The organism is Streptomyces sp. NPDC006512 (assembly GCF_040611935.1).
Lineage (GTDB): Bacteria > Actinomycetota > Actinomycetes > Streptomycetales > Streptomycetaceae > Streptomyces.
Genome location: NZ_JBEXPG010000002.1, coordinates 167,116 through 185,450, shown reverse-complemented (window position 1 = coordinate 185,450; position 18,335 = coordinate 167,116). Strand labels below are relative to the sequence as shown.

Here is an 18,335-nt window from a genome sequence, read left to right as displayed (position 1 = left end):
TCGCGGCCGAGGGGGAGGCGTTGTGGGGCTGCGGCCTAGCATCTGGCTCATGAGGTGGGACCGTCCGTCGGCGGGGGAGCGGCGGACCGCCTGGCTGCTGAAGCCGGCGCCCCGGTCGCTCTGGGCGGTCTCCCTCGCGGTCGTCCTGACCGTGTCGGTGTCGACGAGCCTGCGGTCGAACTGGGGCTCCGACAACGCCTTCGTCGTCAAGGCGGCCGAGGCTCTGCTGGACGGCGTCTCCCCGTACGAGGACAAGCGCTTCCTGTACCTGCCGAGCGCCGTGATCATGGCGGTGCCGGAGGCGCTGGTGCCGCGGGAGGTGCTGCGCTGGCTGCTGCCGGCGGGGATCTCGGGGCTGGTCGCGGTCGGGTGGGCGGCCGCGTTGCGGCTGTTCGCGGTGCCGCTGCGGTCCCGGCTGGCGGTGGGCGGCTTCGGGCTGTTCGCGCTGCTCTACAAGCCGTACCTGAACGTCGTGCTGATCGGGAACTGGACGGCGATCTCCGCGGCCGCCCTGCCCGTGGCGCTGCTGCTGGCGCACCGGCGCTCCTGGGGGGCGGCCGGGCTGGTGGTGGGGCTGGCGATCGCCTGCAAGCCGATGCTGGTGCCGGTCGGGCTGCTCTTCGTCCTGGCCCGGCAGTGGCGGGGACTGGCGGTGGCGGTGCTGGTGCCGGTGGGGATGTCGCTGGCGGGGGCGCTGCTGATGCCGAGCCCGACGCTGTTCTTCACCAAGACGCTGCCCTTCCTCTTCCAGGGGCAGGACTCCTACGCGCTGCCGTGGGACGCCTCCCCGATCGCGGTGCTGCCGCGGCTGGGGGTGCCGACGCAGGTGGCGGTGCTGCTGGCCTTCGCGGGGGCGGCGGGCGGGCTGTGGGCGGCGTGGACGCGGTGGCGGCGGCCCGACGAGGACGCGGGGGAGCTGCGGCTGGTGGAGACGTCCTGCATGGTGATGCTCGCCGCATTCCTGGTCTCCCGTCCGTCCTTCGACCACTACCTGCTGGTGGTGCTCCCGCTGCTGCTCGCGTCGGGGGTGCGGCCGGGGTCGATGCCCCGCTCTCCCTGGTTCTGGCTGGCCCTGGTGCCCCAGTCGGGGCTGGTCCCGTGGCCCTCGGAGCTGGCCCGGAAGCGGCGCGCCTTCAGGGACTGCGCCACCCTGTGCGGGCTCGCGGTTCTGCTGGCGCGTCGTGCGTTGCGCTCCGGTGGGGTTACTCTGGACCCCGTAACAACTGCGGGGTCCCCACCCAGGACCGAACCGGAGTGCGCCGCGACGCCAGCAGAATCGGCATCGCGGACCGCGTTTTGACCCGTACGGGTCTGCTGGGTATCCTGCTGGTTTGTTATGCGTATTGGCTTTCTCATTCTCACGTGAAAGGCCTTGCGCCGGTCCACCGGACCGATGACCAGCAGTTCGCGCGGGTTGCGTCCCCGCTGTGAACGAGGGCTGTCGTGATCGTCCGTGGTGACCCTGTCAGGACCTTCCCGTGGGGCTTGCGCCCTTGGGATACCACCACTGAAGAAGCGAAGGCATACGCGTGCGTACGTTCAGCCCCAAGCCCGGCGACATCTCGCGCCAGTGGCTCGTCATCGACGCCCAGGACGTTGTCCTCGGCCGTCTGGCGACCCAGGCCGCTGCCCTCCTGCGGGGTAAGCACAAGCCGACCTACGCCCCCCACATGGACATGGGCGACTTCGTCATCATCGTCAACGCCGACAAGGTTCACCTGTCCGGCAACAAGGCGACCCAGAAGATGGCGTACCGCCACTCGGGTTACCCGGGCGGTCTCCGTTCGGTGCGCTACGACGACCTCCTGGCGAACAACCCGGAGAAGGCCGTCGAGAAGGCCATCAAGGGCATGCTCCCCAAGAACACCCTGGGCCGTCAGATGCTCTCGAAGCTGAAGGTCTACTCGGGCGACCAGCACCCCCACGCTGCCCAGCAGCCGGTGCCGTTCGAGATCACCCAGGTCGCGCAGTAGTTCCGGCCACCCCCTAAGACGTAGAAAATTCTGAGGAGCATCGTGGCCGAGACCACCGCCGAGACCCCCGTCGAAGAGTTCGAGGGCGTCGAGGAGTACACCACCGAGTCCGAGGTTGCGCCCGAGGGCGACTACACCTCCGAGTCGCTTGCCGGTCGCTTCGGTGACCCCCAGCCGGCCGCCGGCCTGGGCCGTCGCAAGAACGCCATCGCCCGCGTCCGGATCGTTCCGGGCACCGGCAAGTGGAAGATCAACGGTCGCACCCTTGAGGACTACTTCCCCAACAAGGTGCACCAGCAGGAAGTCAACGAGCCCTTCAAGCTCCTGGAGCTTGACGGCCGCTACGACGTCATCGCCCGCATCTCGGGTGGCGGCGTCTCCGGCCAGGCCGGTGCCCTGCGCCTCGGTGTCGCCCGTGCGCTGAACGAGGCGGACGTCGACAACAACCGCCCGGCGCTGAAGAAGGCCGGCTTCCTTTCCCGCGACGACCGTGCGGTCGAGCGCAAGAAGGCCGGTCTCAAGAAGGCCCGTAAGGCTCCGCAGTACAGCAAGCGTTAATCTGCGCCTGCTGTTCTGCAACGAAACCGCCCCGGCAGCACTCTCTGTGCTGCCGGGGCGGTTCGTTTACCGCCATAAGCGGCAAATAGATGTCACTAGCGGTCACAAGCGAAGCGTGAACTCGGGAGGACAACAGTGGGACGACTCTTCGGGACGGACGGTGTACGAGGCGTCGCCAACGCGGATCTGACGGCTGAGCTCGCGCTCGGTCTCTCCGTGGCGGCCGCACACGTACTGGCCGAGGCGGGCACCTTCGCGGGCCACCGGGCCACCGCGGTCGTCGGCCGCGATCCGCGTGCGTCGGGCGAGTTCCTGGAGGCCGCGGTCGTCGCGGGCCTCGCGAGTGCCGGCGTGGACGTCCTGCGCGTCGGTGTGCTGCCCACCCCGGCGGTGGCGTATCTCACCGGTGCGCTGGGCGCCGACCTCGGCGTGATGCTCTCCGCCAGCCACAACGCGATGCCGGACAACGGCATCAAGTTCTTCGCGCGCGGCGGGCACAAGCTCGCCGACGACCTGGAGGACCGGATCGAGTCCGTCTACGAGGAGCACCGCACGGGCGCTCCCTGGGACCGGCCCACCGGTTCCGGCGTCGGCCGGGTCTCCGACTACACCGAGGGCTTCGACAAGTACGTCGCCCACCTCATCGGCGTCCTGCCCAACCGTCTCGAAGGCCTCAAGGTCGTCCTCGACGAGGCGCACGGCGCGGCGGCGTTCGTCTCCCCCGAGGCCTTCACCCGGGCGGGTGCGGAGATCGTCACGATCGGCGCCGAGCCCGACGGGCTGAACATCAACGACGGCTGCGGCTCCACCCACCTCGGCCTGCTGAAGCAGGCCGTCGTCGAGCACGGGGCCGACTTCGGCATCGCCCACGACGGTGACGCCGACCGCTGCCTGGCGGTGGACGCCACCGGCGCCGAGGTCGACGGAGACCAGATCCTCGCGGTGCTGGCCCTGGCCATGCGCGAGGCGGGCCAGCTGCGCGAGAACACCGTGGTCGGCACCGTCATGTCGAACCTGGGCTTCAAGCTGGCGATGGAGGCCGAGGGCATCCAGGTCGTGCAGACCGGGGTCGGCGACCGCTACGTGCTGGAGTCGATGAAGGAGAACGGCTACGCGCTGGGCGGCGAGCAGTCCGGCCACGTGATCATCCTCGACCACGCGACGACCGGCGACGGCACCCTGACCGGTCTGCTGCTCGCGGCGCGGGTCGCGGCCACCGGCCGGTCCCTGGGCGAGCTCGCCGGGGTGATGCAGCGGCTGCCGCAGATCCTGATCAACGTGCCCGACGTGGACAAGTCCCGCGTCGCGACCTCGGGCGAGCTGGCCGCGGCCGTCGCCGACGCCGAGCGCGAGCTGGGTGTCACCGGCCGGGTGCTGCTGCGTCCGTCCGGTACGGAGCCGCTCGTACGGGTGATGGTGGAGGCCGCCGACATCGAGCAGGCCCGCGCGGTCGCCGGGCGGCTCGCGGACGTCGTGAAATCGGCGCTCGGCTAGCCTGCCGCGTGGTTCAGCGGCCGGGGGCTCCGCTCCCGGCCCGGCGGATCCAGCGCCCCCGCTGGGTCCGCCACAGCGCTTTCTGCCCGTACAGGGTCACGATGCCGGCCAGCATGATCCCGCCCAGGTTCAGCAGGAGCTGCTCCGCCGAGCCCCACATCTGGGCGAATTCCCCGTAGCCGAGTGCCACGGCGGCGTTCGCGGCGGCCGGGACGGTGGTCACGGAGATCGCCACGCCGACCAGCGCCCCGGACTTCGCGGAGGTCAGGGAGAGCACCCCGGCCACGCCCGCCAGCAGCGAGACCACGAACGAGAACGAGTCCGGCTGCCAGATGAAGCCGGTGTTCGGACGCGGTCTGTCGAGCGCGCCCGGCTCGAACTGCCCGATCGCGTCCATGAAGAGGCTGAAGACGGTCGTCGCCGCCATCGCCGCGGCGAAACCGATCAGCAGGGCCCCGAGGGAACGCAGTGCGAGCCGCGGCTCCCGCTGCACGACCCCGACGCAGACCCCGGCGAGCGGCCCGAACTCCGGTCCGACCGCCATCGCGCCCACGATCAGGATCGCGTTGTCGAGCACCACGCCACAGGCCGCGATCATGGTCGCGAGGATCATGAACGCGCAGTAGGTGATGGTGAGCGTGGACTCCTCGTGGGTGGCCTCGGTCAGCTGCTTCCACAGCACCGCGTCGGCCCCCTCGCCGGGAGCCTCCTCCTCGGCGGAATCGGCCCGCCGCGACAGCGACAGGTCGATGTTCTCGACGGCGATCGAGCCGTCCTCGTCGATCCCCAGCGCCTGCAGCTCCCGGATCAGCTCGTCCCCGGCCTCGCGCGCGACGTCACACAGCACGAGGTCGCCCGGGGGGACGCGGGCCGCGCCCTTGAGCACGGCCAGATGCGTGGTGCCGACCGTCTTCTCGACGACCGCCACCACCTCCTCCGTCCGGTCGGGCGGGGTGATCATCCGCAGGTGCAGCATGCCCGCACCCTAGCGCGCCGCCCTACAGCTTGCGCAGGCTCAGCTTCTGCACCTTGTGGTCCGGTCCCTTGCGCACGACGAGGGTGGCGCGGCCGCGGGTGGGGGCCACGTTCTCCAGCAGGTTGGGCTTGTTGACGGTCCGCCACATCGTCTGCGCGTACTCCAGCGCCTCCTCCTCGGAGACCTGCGTGTACTTGCGGAAGTACGAGAACGGGTTCTGGAAGGCGGTCGCGCGCAGCTTGCGGAAGCGGCCCAGGTACCAGCGCTCGATGTCCTCGGGGCGGGCGTCCACGTACACGCTGAAGTCGAAGTAGTCGGCGAGACCGACGCGGGTCCGGCCGTCCTTGCCGGGCAGGGCCGGCTGGAGGACGTTGAGCCCTTCGACGATGAGGATGTCGGGGCGGCGCACGACGAGCTGCTCGCCCGGGACGATGTCGTAGATCAGGTGGGAGTAGACGGGGGCCGTGACCTCGTCCTTGCCCGCCTTGATGTCGGCGACGAAGCGGGTGAGCGCACGGCGGTCGTAGGACTCCGGGAAGCCCTTGCGGGAGGTCAGGCCGCGCCGCTGGAGCTCCTTCATCGGGTACAGGAACCCGTCCGTGGTGACCAGCTCCACCCGCGGGTGCTCCGGCCAGCGGGCCAGCAGGGCCTGGAGCAGACGGGCCACGGTGGACTTGCCGACGGCGACCGACCCGGCCACGCCTATGACGAACGGGGTGCCCTGCTGGGCGCCGTGACCGTTGCCCGCGTCGCCGAGGAAGGTGTTCAGGGTGCCGCGGAGGTTGCTGGTGGCGCCGACGTACAGGTTCAGCAGCCGGGAGAGCGGCAGGTAGACGTCGCGGACCTCGTCGAGGTCGATGACGTCGCCCAGGCCGCGCAGCTTCTCCACCTCCTCCGCGGTGAGGGGCAGCGGCGTGCGCTCGCGCAGGGCACTCCACTCGGCCCGGGTGAGGTCGACGTAGGGGGAGGCGTCGGGGACCCGGCGGGGGCCGGTGCGCTCCGTCGCGCGGTCCGGCGTGCAACGCGTCGGCGATGTGATCACACGGCCATTGTCGGGGCTCGGGGGCGGTCGTGGGTGGTGGGGTCGGTCACGTGGTGCGTGGCGGGACGGATCAGGGCAGGTCAGACAGTGTTTCGCCGGGTTGTGGAGGGGTTGTGCGCGAGCGGGTATCGATCGGGGTCCTGTGAAGTCTCGTGAGGATCACGATTTCCCGGGCACCCCCGAATCTCGATCGCTTGATCGATTCGCGCCCGTAGATTGATCGGCACCGCAGCACTGATGCGCGTCCCGCCGGGCGGGGCGCCGCTCGTGCTGCCCTGCCGCTCGTCGTGCCTCATGGGGGAGATCCATCGTGCGTACCGCACTCGTCCGTCGTGCCGTCCTGACCGCTTCCGCGGTGTCCCTGAGCCTGCTGGCCACCGCCTGCGGTTCGGGCGACGCCGACAAGAAGGCGGACGACGCGAAGCCGTCCGCCGGCGCCGCCGCCCCGGCGGCTTCGGAGGCTCCCGCCGCGAAGGGCAAGACGGACGCCGAGGTGACGGCCCTGGTCGTCACCCAGGCGGACCTCCCGGACCAGCTGGTCAAGCCCGAGGGCGCCGCCAAGGCCGCCCTGGTCGCGGCCGAGTCCGACAACGCCGCCTGCAAGCCGCTGGTGCAGGTCCAGTCGACCGCGAAGATCGGTACGGCCACGGGCATCGGCCGCACCGGCACCAAGGCCAAGCCCAAGGAGCTCCCCGCGAGCGCCTCCGCCGAGGAGAAGATCGAGGCCGGTCTGATGGCCATGGGCGGGGCCCAGACCCTGGTGACCGTCGCCTCGTACGACGGCAAGGGCGCCGCGGAGGCCTTCGCCGCCGTCAAGGCCGCGGGCACCGCCTGCGCGGCCGGCTACACGGTCACGTCCGAGGGCGAGAAGGTCAAGTTCAACAACGTCACCCCGGGCGCGGCCGTGACCGGCGGCGACGAGGCCGTGTCCTACACCGCGGACATGGACATGGACGGCGGCGAGAAGTCCACCACCCACTTCGTGATCGTGCGCAAGGGCAATTCGCTGGCCACCTTCTACACCTACGGCCTGAAGACCGAACTGCCGAAGAGCGTCGTCGACGCGCAGGTCAAGAAGCTGGGCTGAGGCCCGCCGCCCGGTCGGGCGCACGTGTTCGAACGGGTCGTCAACCCCGCTCCGGTGGATTCGCCGGGGCGGGGTTTTCGTCCTGTTCGGGTACGGGGCACGGCGCCGACATCGGCGTACGCTGCCGCCTATGTGCGGAATTGTGGGTTACGTAGGAGCGCAATCGGCGCTCGATGTGGTCATCGCCGGACTGAAGCGGCTGGAGTACCGCGGCTACGACTCGGCGGGTGTCGCCGTGCTCGCCGACGGGGAACTCGCCAACGTCAAGAAGGCCGGCAAACTGGTCAACCTGGAGAAGGAACTGGTCGGCAGGCCCCTGCCGGCCGGCTCCACGGGCCTCGGGCACACCCGGTGGGCCACCCACGGAGGGCCCACCGACGTCAACGCCCATCCCCATCTGGACAACTCCGGCCGGGTGGCCGTCGTCCACAACGGCATCATCGAGAACTTCGCCGACCTGCGCGCCGAACTCGCCGAGCGCGGGCACCGGCTGGAGTCCGAGACGGACACCGAGGTCGTCGCGCACCTGCTCGCCGAGAACTTCGCCGCCTGCGCGGACCTCGCCGAGTCGATGCGGCGCGTCTGCCGGCGGCTCCAGGGTGCCTTCACCCTGGTCGCGGTGCACGCCGACCAGCCGGACGTCGTCGTCGGCGCCCGCCGCAACTCCCCCCTGGTCGTGGGCGTCGGCGAGGGCGAGAACTTCCTCGCCTCGGACGTGGCCGCCTTCATCGCCCACACCCGCTCCGCGATCGAGCTGGGCCAGGACCAGGTCGTCGAACTGCGCCGCGAGGGGGTCACGGTGACCGACTTCGCCGGCGCGCCCGCGGACGTGCGGGCGTACCACGTGGACTGGGACGCCTCCGCGGCCGAGAAGGGCGGCTACGACTACTTCATGCTCAAGGAGATCGCCGAGCAGCCGAAGGCCGTCGCCGACACCCTCCTCGGCCGGATCGACGCGAGCGGTCTGCTGACCCTCGACGAGGTCCGCATCCCCGCCTCGGTGCTGCGGGAGGTCGACAAGGTCGTGATCGTGGCCTGCGGCACGGCGTACCACGCGGGCATGATCGCGAAGCTGGCCATCGAGCACTGGACCCGCATCCCCTGCGAGACGGAACTCGCCAGCGAGTTCCGCTACCGCGACCCGATCCTGGACCAGCGCACGCTCGTCATCGCGATCTCGCAGTCCGGCGAGACCATGGACACCCTGATGGCGCTGCGGCACGCCCGCGAGCAGGGCGCCAGGGTGCTGGCCGTCTGCAACACGAACGGCTCCACGATCCCGCGCGAATCGGACGCCGTGCTGTACACGCACGCCGGCCCGGAGGTGGCCGTCGCCTCCACCAAGGCGTTCCTGACGCAGCTGGTGGCCTGCTACCTCGTCGCCCTCTACCTCGGGCAGATCCGCGGCACCAAGTGGGGCGACGAGATCGACGCGGTGATCCGCGAGCTGTCGGACATCGCCGCGGCGGTGGACACCGTCCTGGAGACCATGGAGCCCGTACGGGCCCTCGCCCGGTCCCTGGCCGACAAGAACACCGTGCTCTTCCTCGGCCGGCACGTCGGCTACCCGGTGGCGCTGGAGGGCGCGCTCAAGCTCAAGGAACTGGCGTACATGCACGCCGAGGGCTTCGCGGCGGGCGAGCTCAAGCACGGGCCGATCGCGCTGATCGAACAGGACCTGCCGGTGGTCGTCGTCGTGCCGTCGCCGCGCGGACGCTCGGTCCTGCACGACAAGATCGTGTCGAACATCCAGGAGATCCGGGCCCGCGGGGCCCGGACCATCGTGATCGCGGAGGAGGGCGACGAAGCCGTGGTCCCCTACGCCGACCACCTGATCCGCATCCCCGCCACGCCCACGCTCCTCCAGCCGCTCGTGGCGACGGTGCCGCTCCAGGTCTTCGCCTGCGAGCTGGCGACGGCGCGCGGCAACGAGGTCGACCAGCCGCGTAACCTCGCCAAGTCGGTGACCGTGGAGTGAGCGATCAGTAGGGCTGGTTCGTTGTCGTGATTGTCGGTGTGGGGATTGACGTGGCCGAGATCGAGCGGTTCGGCGCCGCGCTGGAGCGCACGCCGAACATGGCGCAGCGCCTCTTCCTCGACTCCGAGCTGACGCTGCCGAGCGGCGAGCGACGCGGAACCGCCTCGCTCGCCGCCCGGTTCGCGGCCAAGGAGGCCCTCGCCAAGGCCCTCGGCGCGCCCGGCGGGCTGCTGTGGACCGACGCGGAGGTGTACGTGGAGGACACCGGGCAGCCCCGGCTGCGGGTCTCGGGGACGGTCGCCGCCCGCGCCGAGGCCCTCGGGGTGAAGTCCTGGCACATTTCCCTGAGCCACGACGCCGGCGTCGCGTCCGCCGTGGTGATCGCCGAGGGGTGACGGGGCAGGCTGGTGCCATGCGTACTGCTTACAGCGTGGAGACCGTACGGGCCGCCGAACGCGAGCTGATGGCCCGGCTGCCCGAAGGCACCCTGATGGCCCGGGCGGCGGCCGGGCTCGCCGCCGTCTGCGCGGGCCTGCTCACCCGGCGCCGCGGCCGCGTGTACGGGGCCCGGGTCGTCCTGCTGGTCGGGCCCGGCGACAACGGCGGCGACGCCCTGTACGCCGGGGCGCGCCTGGCCCGGCGCGGAGCCGGGGTGACGGCGGTGCCGATGGACCCGGAGCGGGTGCACCCGGGCGGGCTGGCCGCGCTGACGGCCGCCGGGGGGCGGCTCGCGGAGTCCGTACCGGCGCGGGCGGACCTCGTCGTGGACGGGCTGCTGGGGATCGGCGGGCGGGGCGGGCTGCGGCCGGCGGCCGCCGCGCTGGCCGAACGGGTCCCCGAGGGGGCGGTCGTGGTCGCCGCGGACCTGCCCAGCGGGGTCGACGCGGACACCGGGGAGACGGCCGGGCCGGCCGTCACGGCCGGGGTGACGGTGACGTTCGGGGCGTACAAGCCGGGGCTGCTGATCGATCCGGGCGCGTCGAAGGCGGGCGCCGTACGGTTCGTGGACATCGGGCTGGAGCTGCCCGCCCCCGACCTGGAGGCCCTCCAGCACGCCGACGTGGCGCGGCTGCTGCCGGCCCCGACCGCGTCGAGCGACAAGTACCGCAGGGGCGTGGTCGGGATCGTCGCCGGCTCCGACCGCTACCCGGGCGCGGCGGTGCTGGCCGTCGCGGGGGCGCTGCGCGGCGGGGCGGGCGCGGTGCGGTACGTGGGACCCCGGGCGGTCGCGGAGGCCGTACTGGCGCGGTACCCGGAGACGCTGATCGGGCGCGGCCGGGTACAGGCGTGGGTGGTCGGGCCGGGGATCGGCGACGGCCGCGCCGACGAGGTCGCCGAGGCGCTGGCCGACGGGGACGTGCCGGTGCTGGTGGACGCGGACGGGCTGCGCGGGCTGGACGGCGCGGTGGTGCGCGGACGCCGGGCGGCGACCCTGCTGACCCCGCACGCGGGGGAGGCGGCGGCCCTGCTCGGGGTGGACCGGCCGTCGGTGGAGGCGGGCCGGCTGGCCGCCGTACGGGACCTGGCCGGGCGGTACGGGGCGGCGGTGCTGTTGAAGGGGTCGACGACGCTGGTGGCCGCCGCGGGCGCGCCGGTACGGGTCAACCCCACCGGAACCCCGTGGCTGGCCACCGCCGGGAGCGGTGACGTGCTGTCGGGGCTCGCCGGGTCGCTGCTGGCGGCCGGGCTGGGCGGGGTGGACGCCGGGTCGGCGGCCGCGTACCTGCACGGCCTGGCCGGGCGGCGGGCGGCGGCCGGGGCGCCCGTGACGGCCCACGAGGTGGCGGGCGCCCTCCCGGACGCGTGGCGGGACGTCCTGCGCTGAGCCCGGGCCGGGCGGACGGATCGCCCCGGAGTGCCGGATCGGCCCGGATCGGCCCGGCCCGGCGCGCGGGTGCGGGGCGGGAGCGCCGGGGCGGTTCTGAGAGACTGGGGCCGATGAACGAGACACCGACGCGCGTGTACGCCGAGATCGATCTTGACGCAGTACGGGAGAACGTACGCGCACTGCGCGCGCGGGCGCCCCGGTCCCGGCTGATGGCCGTCGTCAAGGCGAACGCCTACGGGCACGGTGCCGTCCCCTGCGCCCGGGCGGCCCAGGAGGCCGGCGCCGACTGGCTCGGTACCGCGACCCCCGAGGAGGCGCTCGAACTGCGCGCCGCCGGCATCGGGGGGCCCGTCCTGTGCTGGCTGTGGACCCCGGGCGGTCCCTGGCGGGAGGCCATCGAGGCCGGTATCGACGTGTCCGTCAGCGCGATGTGGGCCCTGGACGAGGTCCGCGCCGCGGCCCGCGCCGCGGGCCGCCCCGCGCGCGTCCAGCTCAAGGCCGACACCGGCCTCGGCCGCAACGGCTGCCAGCCCGCCGACTGGGCCGAACTGGTCGGCGCCGCCGTCGCCGCCCAGGCCGAGGGCACCGTCCAGGTCACCGGCGTCTGGTCGCACTTCGCCTGCGCCGACGAGCCCGGCCACCCCTCCATCCAGCTCCAGCTCGCCGCCTTCCGCGACATGCTCGCGTACGCGGAGAAGGAGGGCGTGGAGCCCGAGGTCCGGCACATCGCCAACTCCCCGGCGACGCTCACCCTCCCCGAGAGTCACTTCGACCTGGTCCGGCCCGGCCTCGCCGTCTACGGCGTCTCGCCCGCGCCCGAAATCGGCACCCCCGCCCAGCTCGGCCTGCGTCCCGCCATGACCCTCAAGGCCTCCGTCGCCCTGGTCAAGACGGTTCCCGCCGGGCACGGCGTGAGCTACGGCCACCACCACGTCACCGAGTCGCGGACGACCCTCGCGCTGATCCCCGCCGGATACGCCGACGGCCTGCCGCGCAACGCCTCCGGAGCCGGCCCCGTGCTGGTCGGCGGCCGGATCCGGCACGCGGCCGGGCGGATCGCCATGGACCAGTTCGTCGTCGACCTCGGACCCGGCGCCGCGGACGGCGCGGTCAGCGCCGGCGACGAGGCCGTCCTCCTCGGCGACGCCGAACGCGGCGAACCCACCGCCGAGGACTGGGCTCAAGCGGCGCATACGATCGCGTATGAGATCGTCACCCGTATCGGAGGCCGGGTGCCCCGGGTGTACCTGGGCGGCTGAGTGAGGACGGCGACGTCATGAGCGAGAACTGGCGCAAGGCAGGCTGGGCGGGCGCGGCGATCGGCGTGATGGCGGCCGGCGCCGCGGCCGGTGTCGCGGTCGAACGGATCACTGTCGGACGCGGCATCCGCATGAAGGCGCGCCTCGCGCTCGACGCCGCCGGGGACTACGGCTCCCTGCGCGGCACCGAGGGCAGCTGCCGCGCCGAGGACGGCACCGAGCTGTACTACGAGACCGACGAGCTGCCCGCCGACGGCACGAAGCGGCGCCCGCGCCGCAAGGCCGCCCCCGCCGCCACCGTCGTCTTCTGCCACGGCTACTGCCTCGGCCAGGACTCCTGGCACTTCCAGCGCGCCGCCCTGCGCGGCGTCGTCCGCAGCGTCTACTGGGACCAGCGCAGCCACGGCCGCAGCGCGCGCGGCCCCCTCCCGGCCGACGGCGAGCCGGTGACCATCGACCAGCTCGGCCGCGACCTGAAGGCCGTCATCGACGCCGCCGCCCCCGAGGGCCCCCTCGTGCTCGTCGGTCACTCGATGGGCGGCATGACCGTCATGGCCCTCGCCGAGCAGTTCCCCGACCTCGTGCGCGAACGCGTCGTCGGCGTGGCGTTCGTCGGCACCTCCAGCGGCGGCCTCGGCGAGGTGACGTACGGGCTGCCCTCCGTCGGCCTCGGCGCCGTCCGCCGCCTGCTCCCCGGCGTGCTCAAGGTGCTCGGTTCGCAGGCCGAGCTGGTGGAGAAGGGCCGGCGGGCCACCGCCGACCTCTTCGCGGGCATGATCAAGATGTACTCGTTCGGCTCCCGGGACGTGGACCCGGGCGTCGCCCGCTTCGCCGAGCGGCTGATCGAGGCGACCCCGATCGACGTCGTCGCCGCGTTCTACCCGGCCTTCCAGACCCACGACAAGACCGCCGCGCTCCAGCGGTTCGCGGGCGTCCCCGTGACCGTCATCGCCGGGGACCGGGACATGATCACCCCGCCCGGGCACAGCGTCGCCATCAAGGAGGCCCTGCCGGCCGCCGAGCTGGTGGTGCTGGAGAACGCCGGGCACCTGATGATGCTGGAGCACCCGGACACCGTGACCGGCCTGCTGACCGGCCTCCTGGCGCGCGCGGGGGCGCTCCCCGCAGCGGCTAACGTTGGGACGCATGATGGAAGAAGTACCGCGGGAAGCGCCGCGCAGCCCGGCCGCTGAGGTCCTCGCCGGGACCGCCGCCGAAACCCTGATCACCGTCGACTCGCCCGCCTCCATGCAGGAGCTGGGCCGCAGGATCGCCGGCCTGCTGCGCCCCGGCGACCTCGTCCTGCTGACCGGCGAGCTCGGCGCGGGCAAGACCACCCTGACGCGCGGCCTCGGCGAGGGGCTCGGCGTCCGCGGGGCGGTGACCTCCCCGACCTTCGTGATCGCCCGCGTGCACCCGTCCCTGGGCGACGGGCCGGCGCTGGTGCACGTGGACGCGTACCGGCTCGGCGGCGGACTCGACGAGATGGAGGACCTGGACCTCGACGTCTCGCTGCCCGAGTCCGTGGTCGTCGTCGAATGGGGCGACGGCAAGGTGGAGGAGCTCTCCGACGACCGGCTGCACGTGGTCATCGGCCGGGCGGTCGGCCACGAGGAGGTCCTGGACGACGTCCGCGAGGTCGCGGTGCGCGGCGTCGGGGCGCGCTGGGCCGGGGCGGGGCTGACGGGGCTGGCGTAGCCCTCCGGGAGCCGCGGGCAGCCGTGCCGGGGGCCGTCGCGCGAAAACATCCCGACAAGTCGTCGGGAAAACGTTGCGCCGGCGGCGGGCGGCGTGGTCACATGGTACCGAGCACTGGTTAGGTTTACCTAAGTACGGTGTCCCGGGGTCCAGGAGGCAGCCATGTCGGCAGCAGGAGCAGAGCGAGCGCCCGTCGTGTCCATGCGGGCCCTGCTCGCGGCGGGCGCGGCCGCCACCGCGGTGTCCACCCCGCCCGCGCGGCCCGCCCGGCAGCCGGAGGCGCGGGCCGCCGTCCCGGCGCACACGGAACAGGCCGCCCCCGAGTCGGAAGCGGCCTGATACCCCCATCGGGTGAAAACGCGGGGCGGGTGAACGCGGGGCGGCGCGTCAGGTCAGGGAACGACGACGACCTTCGCGCCGATCGTCGCGAACGCCCACATCGCGTCGCCGTCGGCGCGCGTCATGCGGATGCCGCCCGTCTTCTTCGACGCGTCCGGGGCCGGCGTCGCGCCGTCCACCCGGGCACTGAAGCCGACGGAGATGCCCTGCTCGCTGGTGAACCGCACGACGTGCTCGATCGGCACCCCGTCGGTGCCGGTGACCGAACCCGAGCGCGAGCCGACCGCGTAACTGCCGACCGCCGGGTTGACCGTACTGGGCATCACCGTGAAGGTCCTGGGCTCCTGCCCGCCCTCCGCCACCAGCCACACGCGCTTCTGGGACAGCGAGTACACCACCCGCGGCCCGTTGCCCGAATCCGCGGGCAGGGCGGCCGGCTTCGCCGGGTCCTGCTTCGCCTGGGCCTGGCCCGGGGACGGCGTCGGCGGGGTCTGCGGGGCCGACTTCGGGGGGAGCGCGGGCGCGGTCGCCGAAGCCTGGTAGCCGAGGAAGCCCACGGCGGCGATCGCCGCGAAGGTGAGCCCGGCCACGATTCCCGAGCTTCTGCTTGCCACCTTGCTCCACCTCTCCGCGCCTGCGTGTGGACCTGCGTCCGGAACTGGGTGCGAACCCTGCGTCGAAAGGTAGCAGCCGGACCGCCCGACGCCCGGCCGCGAGGCCCCGGGGCCCGGGAGTCGTAGGCTGTTCGCGTGCTCTTGCTCGCTGTAGATACCGCCACGCCCGCCGTCACCGTCGCCCTGCACGACGGGGAGTCCGTCCTCGCCGAGTCGAACCAGGTCGACGCCCGCCGCCACGGGGAGCTCCTGCTGCCCTCCGTGGACAAGGTCCTCGCCGAGGCCGGAGTCACGCTCGAAGCCGTCACCGGCATCGTCGTCGGCGTCGGCCCCGGCCCCTACACCGGGCTCCGCGTCGGTCTCGTCACCGCCTCCACCTTCGCCTCCGTCCTCGGCGTCCCGGTCCACGGCCTGTGCACCCTCGACGGCCTCGCGTACGCCGCCGGCGCCGCCGGGATCGAGGGCCCCTTCACCGTCGCCACCGACGCGCGGCGCAAGGAGGTCTACTGGGCACGCTACGAGGACCCCCGCACCCGGACCGGCGAGCCCGCCGTCGACCGCCCGGCCGACATCGCCGAGCGCGTCGCGGGCCTGCCCGCCGTGGGCCAGGGCGCCCACCTCTACCCCGAGGTGTTCCCGGACGCCCGCGCCCCCGAGCACCAGTCGGCCGCCGCCCTCGCGGCGCTCGCCGCCGAACGGCTCGCCGCGGGCGCGGACTTCCTCCCGCCCACCCCGCTCTACCTGCGCCGGCCCGACGCCCAGGTGCCCAAGAACTACAAGGTGGTCACCCCCAAGTGACCCCCGAGACCCCCGCGCTGCGCGAGATGCGCTGGTGGGACATCGAACCGGTGCTGGAACTGGAGCACGAGCTCTTCCCCGACGACGCCTGGTCCGCCGGCATGTTCTGGTCCGAACTCGCCCACGCGCGCGGCCCGCACGCCACCCGCCGCTACGTCGTCGCCGAGGACCCGGACACCGGCCGCCTGGCCGGTTACGCCGGGCTCGCCTCCGCCGGCGACCTGGCCGACGTACAGACCATCGCGGTCGCCCGCGAGCAGTGGGGGACCGGGCTCGGCGCCCGGCTCCTGTCCGAGCTGCTGCGCGCCGCGACCGCCTTCGAATGCGCCGAGGTGCTGCTGGAGGTACGGGTCGACAACACCCGCGCCCAGAAGCTCTACGAGCGCTTCGGCTTCGAGCCCATCGGCTTCCGGCGCGGCTACTACCAGCCCGGGAACGTCGACGCGCTCGTCATGCGACTGACCGACCCCGCACAAGCAAGAACTGAGAGCAGTGAGAGCAATGGCTGACGAACCTCTCGTCCTCGGCATCGAGACCTCCTGCGACGAGACCGGCGTCGGCGTCGTCCGCGGCACGACCCTGCTCGCGGACGCCATCGCGTCGAGCGTCGACGAGCACGCCCGCTTCGGCGGGGTCGTCCCCGAGGTCGCCTCCCGGGCCCACCTGGAGGCCATGGTCCCCACCATCGAACGCGCCCTGAAGGAGGCCGGGGTCAGCGCCCGCGACCTCGACGGCATCGCCGTCACGGCCGGACCGGGCCTGGCCGGCGCCCTCCTGGTGGGCGTCTCGGCGGCGAAGGCGTACGCGTACGCCCTCGGCAAACCGCTCTACGGGGTCAACCACCTCGCCTCGCACATCTGCGTCGACCAGCTGGAGCACGGGCCGCTGCCCGAACCGACCATGGCGCTGCTGGTGTCCGGCGGGCACTCCTCGCTGCTGCTCGCCCCGGACATCACCTCCGACGTCCGCCCGCTCGGCGCGACCATCGACGACGCCGCCGGCGAGGCCTTCGACAAGATCGCCCGGGTGCTCCAGCTCGGCTTCCCCGGCGGCCCGGTCATCGACCGCCTCGCGCGCGAGGGCGACCCGAAGGCGATCAACTTCCCGCGCGGGCTGACGGGGCCGCGCGACGCGGCGTACGACTTCTCCTTCTCCGGCCTCAAGACGGCCGTCGCCCGCTGGATCGAGGCGAAGCGGAAGGCGGGGGAGGAGGTGCCGGTGCGTGACGTGGCGGCGTCCTTCCAGGAAGCCGTGGTCGACGTGCTGACCCGCAAGGCGATCCGCGCCTGCAAGGACGAGGGCGTCGACCACCTGATGATCGGCGGCGGCGTGGCCGCCAACTCCCGGCTCCGCTCGCTCGCACAGGAACGCTGCGACGACGCCGGGATCATCCTGCGCGTACCGCGGCCGAAGCTGTGCACGGACAACGGCGCGATGGTCGCCGCGCTCGGCGCCGAGATGGTCAAGCGGAACCGGCCGGCCTCCGACTGGGACCTGTCCGCCGACTCCTCGCTGCCGGTGACCGACCCGCACGTGCCGGGGGAGTCCCACACGCACGGCGACGGCCACGGTCACGGTCACAGCCACGACCACGTCCACGAGCTCAGCAAGGACAACCTCTACTCGTGAGCACCGTCGCGCTGATGTGGGAGGCCCGGGCCGCCGACGGCCGGGGCAACGAACTGCTGGAGTGGGCCCGCTCGCGGGTCCTGGCCCGGGAGCCGGTGCGCCGCGAGGTGCTGCGCGCCGCGCAGGACCGGGTGCTCGTGATCACCTGGTGGGAAGCCGCCGAGGGCGTGGCGGCGGAGCTGCCCGAACTGCCGGAGCCGGCCGCGGACCTGATCGCCCGGGCCGTGCACCGGTGGCGGTTCGAGTCGGTGGAGGTCACGGGCGGCTGAGGCGCCGCGGGCGGGGCGCCCGGCGCGGGCGGAAGCTGCCCGCGGCCCCCGGACCTGCGGCTGGAGCGGTGGTCGAAGGGGACTCCGGCGGGCCTGGACCGGCTGCCGCTATGGTCATGCGCATGCCTAGCCGCGACCTCCCGCCCCCGCCGCCGCCCGCGCACCTGCGCGAATGGCTGGACGAGAGCGCCGTACGGGCCGACCGCGCGCGCTTCCTCGCGGACCTCGGCCGGCGCAGCATGGGCCTGGGGCGGCTGCTGCTCCTGTGGGCCGTCGCCGCGCTCTTCGTGGTCGGCTGGACCTTCGTCGGCATGGCCGTCACCGCCTTGGAATCGGGCGACCCCCTCTCCTGCTTCTTCGGTTTCGTCTTCGGCCTGATCGGGCTGGGCGTGCTGGTGCCGGCCGGGCTCTGGTTGGCCTGGGGCGCCCGGCGGGAACGGCACCTGGGCCGGCTGCTGTGCGCCTGGGCCGAGGCGGCCCGGGACCCCGCCGCCGACGGCCGGCTGCGCGCCCCCGCGCGGAGCCTGGTGTGGCTGGCGGCGTCGCTCGCGGTGGGCGGGGCCGGGCTCTGGGTGGCCTTCGCGGCCGCGGCCGGGGCGGGGCCGGGCGACACGTACGGCGAGGTCGCCTACTTCATGGGGGTCGGCATGATCCTGTGGATCACCGGCCTGCTCGGGCTGGCCAAGGCGGGCGTGCACCAGCGCTGGGTGGCCCGCTCCTTCCGCCCGGTCCCGGGCGCGGCCCCGGCCCGGCCGGCGCTCTCCGACACGCGGGGCTGAGCGGCCCGGGCCCG

Annotated in this window: 20 protein-coding genes; 17 read left to right on the top strand and 3 right to left on the bottom strand. The window is 73.2% G+C overall.

What is annotated here, in order from left to right; all coding sequences use genetic code 11:
* The first annotated feature begins 49 nt into the window (after positions 1–49).
* From ABZZ17_RS02120 to glmM, 4 genes are all read left to right on the top strand, one after another.
* Positions 50–1,300, top strand: coding sequence for a glycosyltransferase family 87 protein (locus ABZZ17_RS02120; RefSeq protein ID WP_356870992.1), 1,251 nt, complete (start codon positions 50–52; stop codon positions 1,298–1,300).
* 229 nt (positions 1,301–1,529) lie between these two features.
* The gene (gene rplM / locus ABZZ17_RS02115) at positions 1,530–1,973 is read left to right on the top strand and encodes a 50S ribosomal protein L13 (protein WP_073912858.1); all 444 of its coding nucleotides are present in this window, start codon (positions 1,530–1,532) and stop codon (positions 1,971–1,973) included.
* A 42-nt stretch (positions 1,974–2,015) separates the two neighbouring features.
* Positions 2,016–2,531 carry a 30S ribosomal protein S9 gene (gene rpsI / locus ABZZ17_RS02110; protein WP_356870990.1) on the top strand — a complete coding sequence of 172 codons (516 nt, stop codon included), beginning with the start codon at positions 2,016–2,018 and terminating at the stop codon, positions 2,529–2,531.
* Between the two features lie 135 nt (positions 2,532–2,666).
* Positions 2,667–4,025, top strand: coding sequence for a phosphoglucosamine mutase (gene glmM, locus ABZZ17_RS02105; RefSeq protein WP_356870988.1), 1,359 nt, complete (start codon positions 2,667–2,669; stop codon positions 4,023–4,025).
* Positions 4,026–4,038: 13 nt separating this feature from the next.
* Here glmM and ABZZ17_RS02100 read toward each other — a convergent pair whose 3' ends face one another.
* The gene (locus ABZZ17_RS02100; protein WP_356870986.1) at positions 4,039–5,001 is read right to left on the bottom strand and encodes a DUF389 domain-containing protein; all 963 of its coding nucleotides are present in this window, start codon (positions 4,999–5,001) and stop codon (positions 4,039–4,041) included.
* 22 nt (positions 5,002–5,023) lie between these two features.
* The gene (gene coaA / locus ABZZ17_RS02095) at positions 5,024–6,043 is read right to left on the bottom strand and encodes a type I pantothenate kinase (RefSeq protein ID WP_356870984.1); all 1,020 of its coding nucleotides are present in this window, start codon (positions 6,041–6,043) and stop codon (positions 5,024–5,026) included.
* 310 nt (positions 6,044–6,353) lie between these two features.
* On the opposite strand from coaA, the gene ABZZ17_RS02090 reads away from it, so the two are divergent.
* The 8 genes from ABZZ17_RS02090 to ABZZ17_RS02055 all read left to right on the top strand — a co-directional run bounded on the left by ABZZ17_RS02090 (position 6,354) and on the right by ABZZ17_RS02055 (position 14,232).
* On the top strand, positions 6,354–7,130 hold the full coding sequence (locus ABZZ17_RS02090; RefSeq protein WP_356870982.1) for a hypothetical protein: 777 nt from the start codon (positions 6,354–6,356) through the stop codon (positions 7,128–7,130).
* Positions 7,131–7,260: 130 nt separating this feature from the next.
* Positions 7,261–9,108: a glutamine--fructose-6-phosphate transaminase (isomerizing) gene (glmS, locus tag ABZZ17_RS02085; protein ID WP_356870980.1), complete on the top strand. Its 1,848-nt coding sequence runs from the start codon at positions 7,261–7,263 to the stop codon at positions 9,106–9,108.
* Between the two features lie 26 nt (positions 9,109–9,134).
* Positions 9,135–9,503, top strand: coding sequence for a holo-ACP synthase (locus tag ABZZ17_RS02080; RefSeq protein WP_356870978.1), 369 nt, complete (start codon positions 9,135–9,137; stop codon positions 9,501–9,503).
* A 17-nt stretch (positions 9,504–9,520) separates the two neighbouring features.
* On the top strand, positions 9,521–10,933 hold the full coding sequence (locus tag ABZZ17_RS02075) for an NAD(P)H-hydrate dehydratase (RefSeq protein WP_356870976.1): 1,413 nt from the start codon (positions 9,521–9,523) through the stop codon (positions 10,931–10,933).
* Positions 10,934–11,046: 113 nt separating this feature from the next.
* Positions 11,047–12,195 (top strand): alanine racemase, encoded by a 1,149-nt coding sequence (gene alr, locus ABZZ17_RS02070; protein WP_356870974.1) that lies wholly within the window; start codon positions 11,047–11,049, stop codon positions 12,193–12,195.
* Positions 12,196–12,212: 17 nt separating this feature from the next.
* A complete protein-coding gene (locus tag ABZZ17_RS02065; RefSeq protein ID WP_356870972.1) occupies positions 12,213–13,388 on the top strand; it encodes an alpha/beta hydrolase in 1,176 nt (391 codons plus the stop codon).
* Complete coding sequence (tsaE, locus tag ABZZ17_RS02060; RefSeq protein WP_356871158.1) at positions 13,345–13,893, top strand: tRNA (adenosine(37)-N6)-threonylcarbamoyltransferase complex ATPase subunit type 1 TsaE; 549 nt, start codon at positions 13,345–13,347, stop codon at positions 13,891–13,893. The genes ABZZ17_RS02065 and tsaE overlap by 44 nt, the downstream gene beginning before the upstream one ends.
* A 162-nt stretch (positions 13,894–14,055) precedes the next feature.
* Positions 14,056–14,232 (top strand): hypothetical protein, encoded by a 177-nt coding sequence (locus tag ABZZ17_RS02055; RefSeq protein ID WP_356870970.1) that lies wholly within the window; start codon positions 14,056–14,058, stop codon positions 14,230–14,232.
* A 53-nt stretch (positions 14,233–14,285) separates the two neighbouring features.
* Here ABZZ17_RS02055 and ABZZ17_RS02050 read toward each other — a convergent pair whose 3' ends face one another.
* Complete coding sequence (locus tag ABZZ17_RS02050; protein WP_356870968.1) at positions 14,286–14,846, bottom strand: hypothetical protein; 561 nt, start codon at positions 14,844–14,846, stop codon at positions 14,286–14,288.
* A gap of 135 nt (positions 14,847–14,981) precedes the next feature.
* Here ABZZ17_RS02050 and tsaB point away from each other — a divergent pair, with 135 nt between their 5' ends.
* The 5 genes from tsaB (at position 14,982) to ABZZ17_RS02025 (ending at position 18,321) form a co-directional block, all read left to right on the top strand.
* A complete protein-coding gene (gene tsaB, locus ABZZ17_RS02045; RefSeq protein WP_356870966.1) occupies positions 14,982–15,644 on the top strand; it encodes a tRNA (adenosine(37)-N6)-threonylcarbamoyltransferase complex dimerization subunit type 1 TsaB in 663 nt (220 codons plus the stop codon).
* A gap of 26 nt (positions 15,645–15,670) precedes the next feature.
* Complete coding sequence (rimI, locus tag ABZZ17_RS02040) at positions 15,671–16,153, top strand: ribosomal protein S18-alanine N-acetyltransferase (protein WP_356871156.1); 483 nt, start codon at positions 15,671–15,673, stop codon at positions 16,151–16,153.
* A complete protein-coding gene (gene tsaD / locus ABZZ17_RS02035) occupies positions 16,146–17,273 on the top strand; it encodes a tRNA (adenosine(37)-N6)-threonylcarbamoyltransferase complex transferase subunit TsaD (RefSeq protein WP_356870964.1) in 1,128 nt (375 codons plus the stop codon). The genes rimI and tsaD overlap by 8 nt, the downstream gene beginning before the upstream one ends.
* Positions 17,270–17,542, top strand: a complete 273-nt coding sequence (locus tag ABZZ17_RS02030) for a hypothetical protein (protein ID WP_356870962.1) — start codon at positions 17,270–17,272, stop codon at positions 17,540–17,542. The genes tsaD and ABZZ17_RS02030 overlap by 4 nt, the downstream gene beginning before the upstream one ends.
* A 122-nt stretch (positions 17,543–17,664) precedes the next feature.
* Complete coding sequence (locus ABZZ17_RS02025; RefSeq protein ID WP_356870960.1) at positions 17,665–18,321, top strand: hypothetical protein; 657 nt, start codon at positions 17,665–17,667, stop codon at positions 18,319–18,321.
* Positions 18,322–18,335 lie beyond the last annotated feature (14 nt).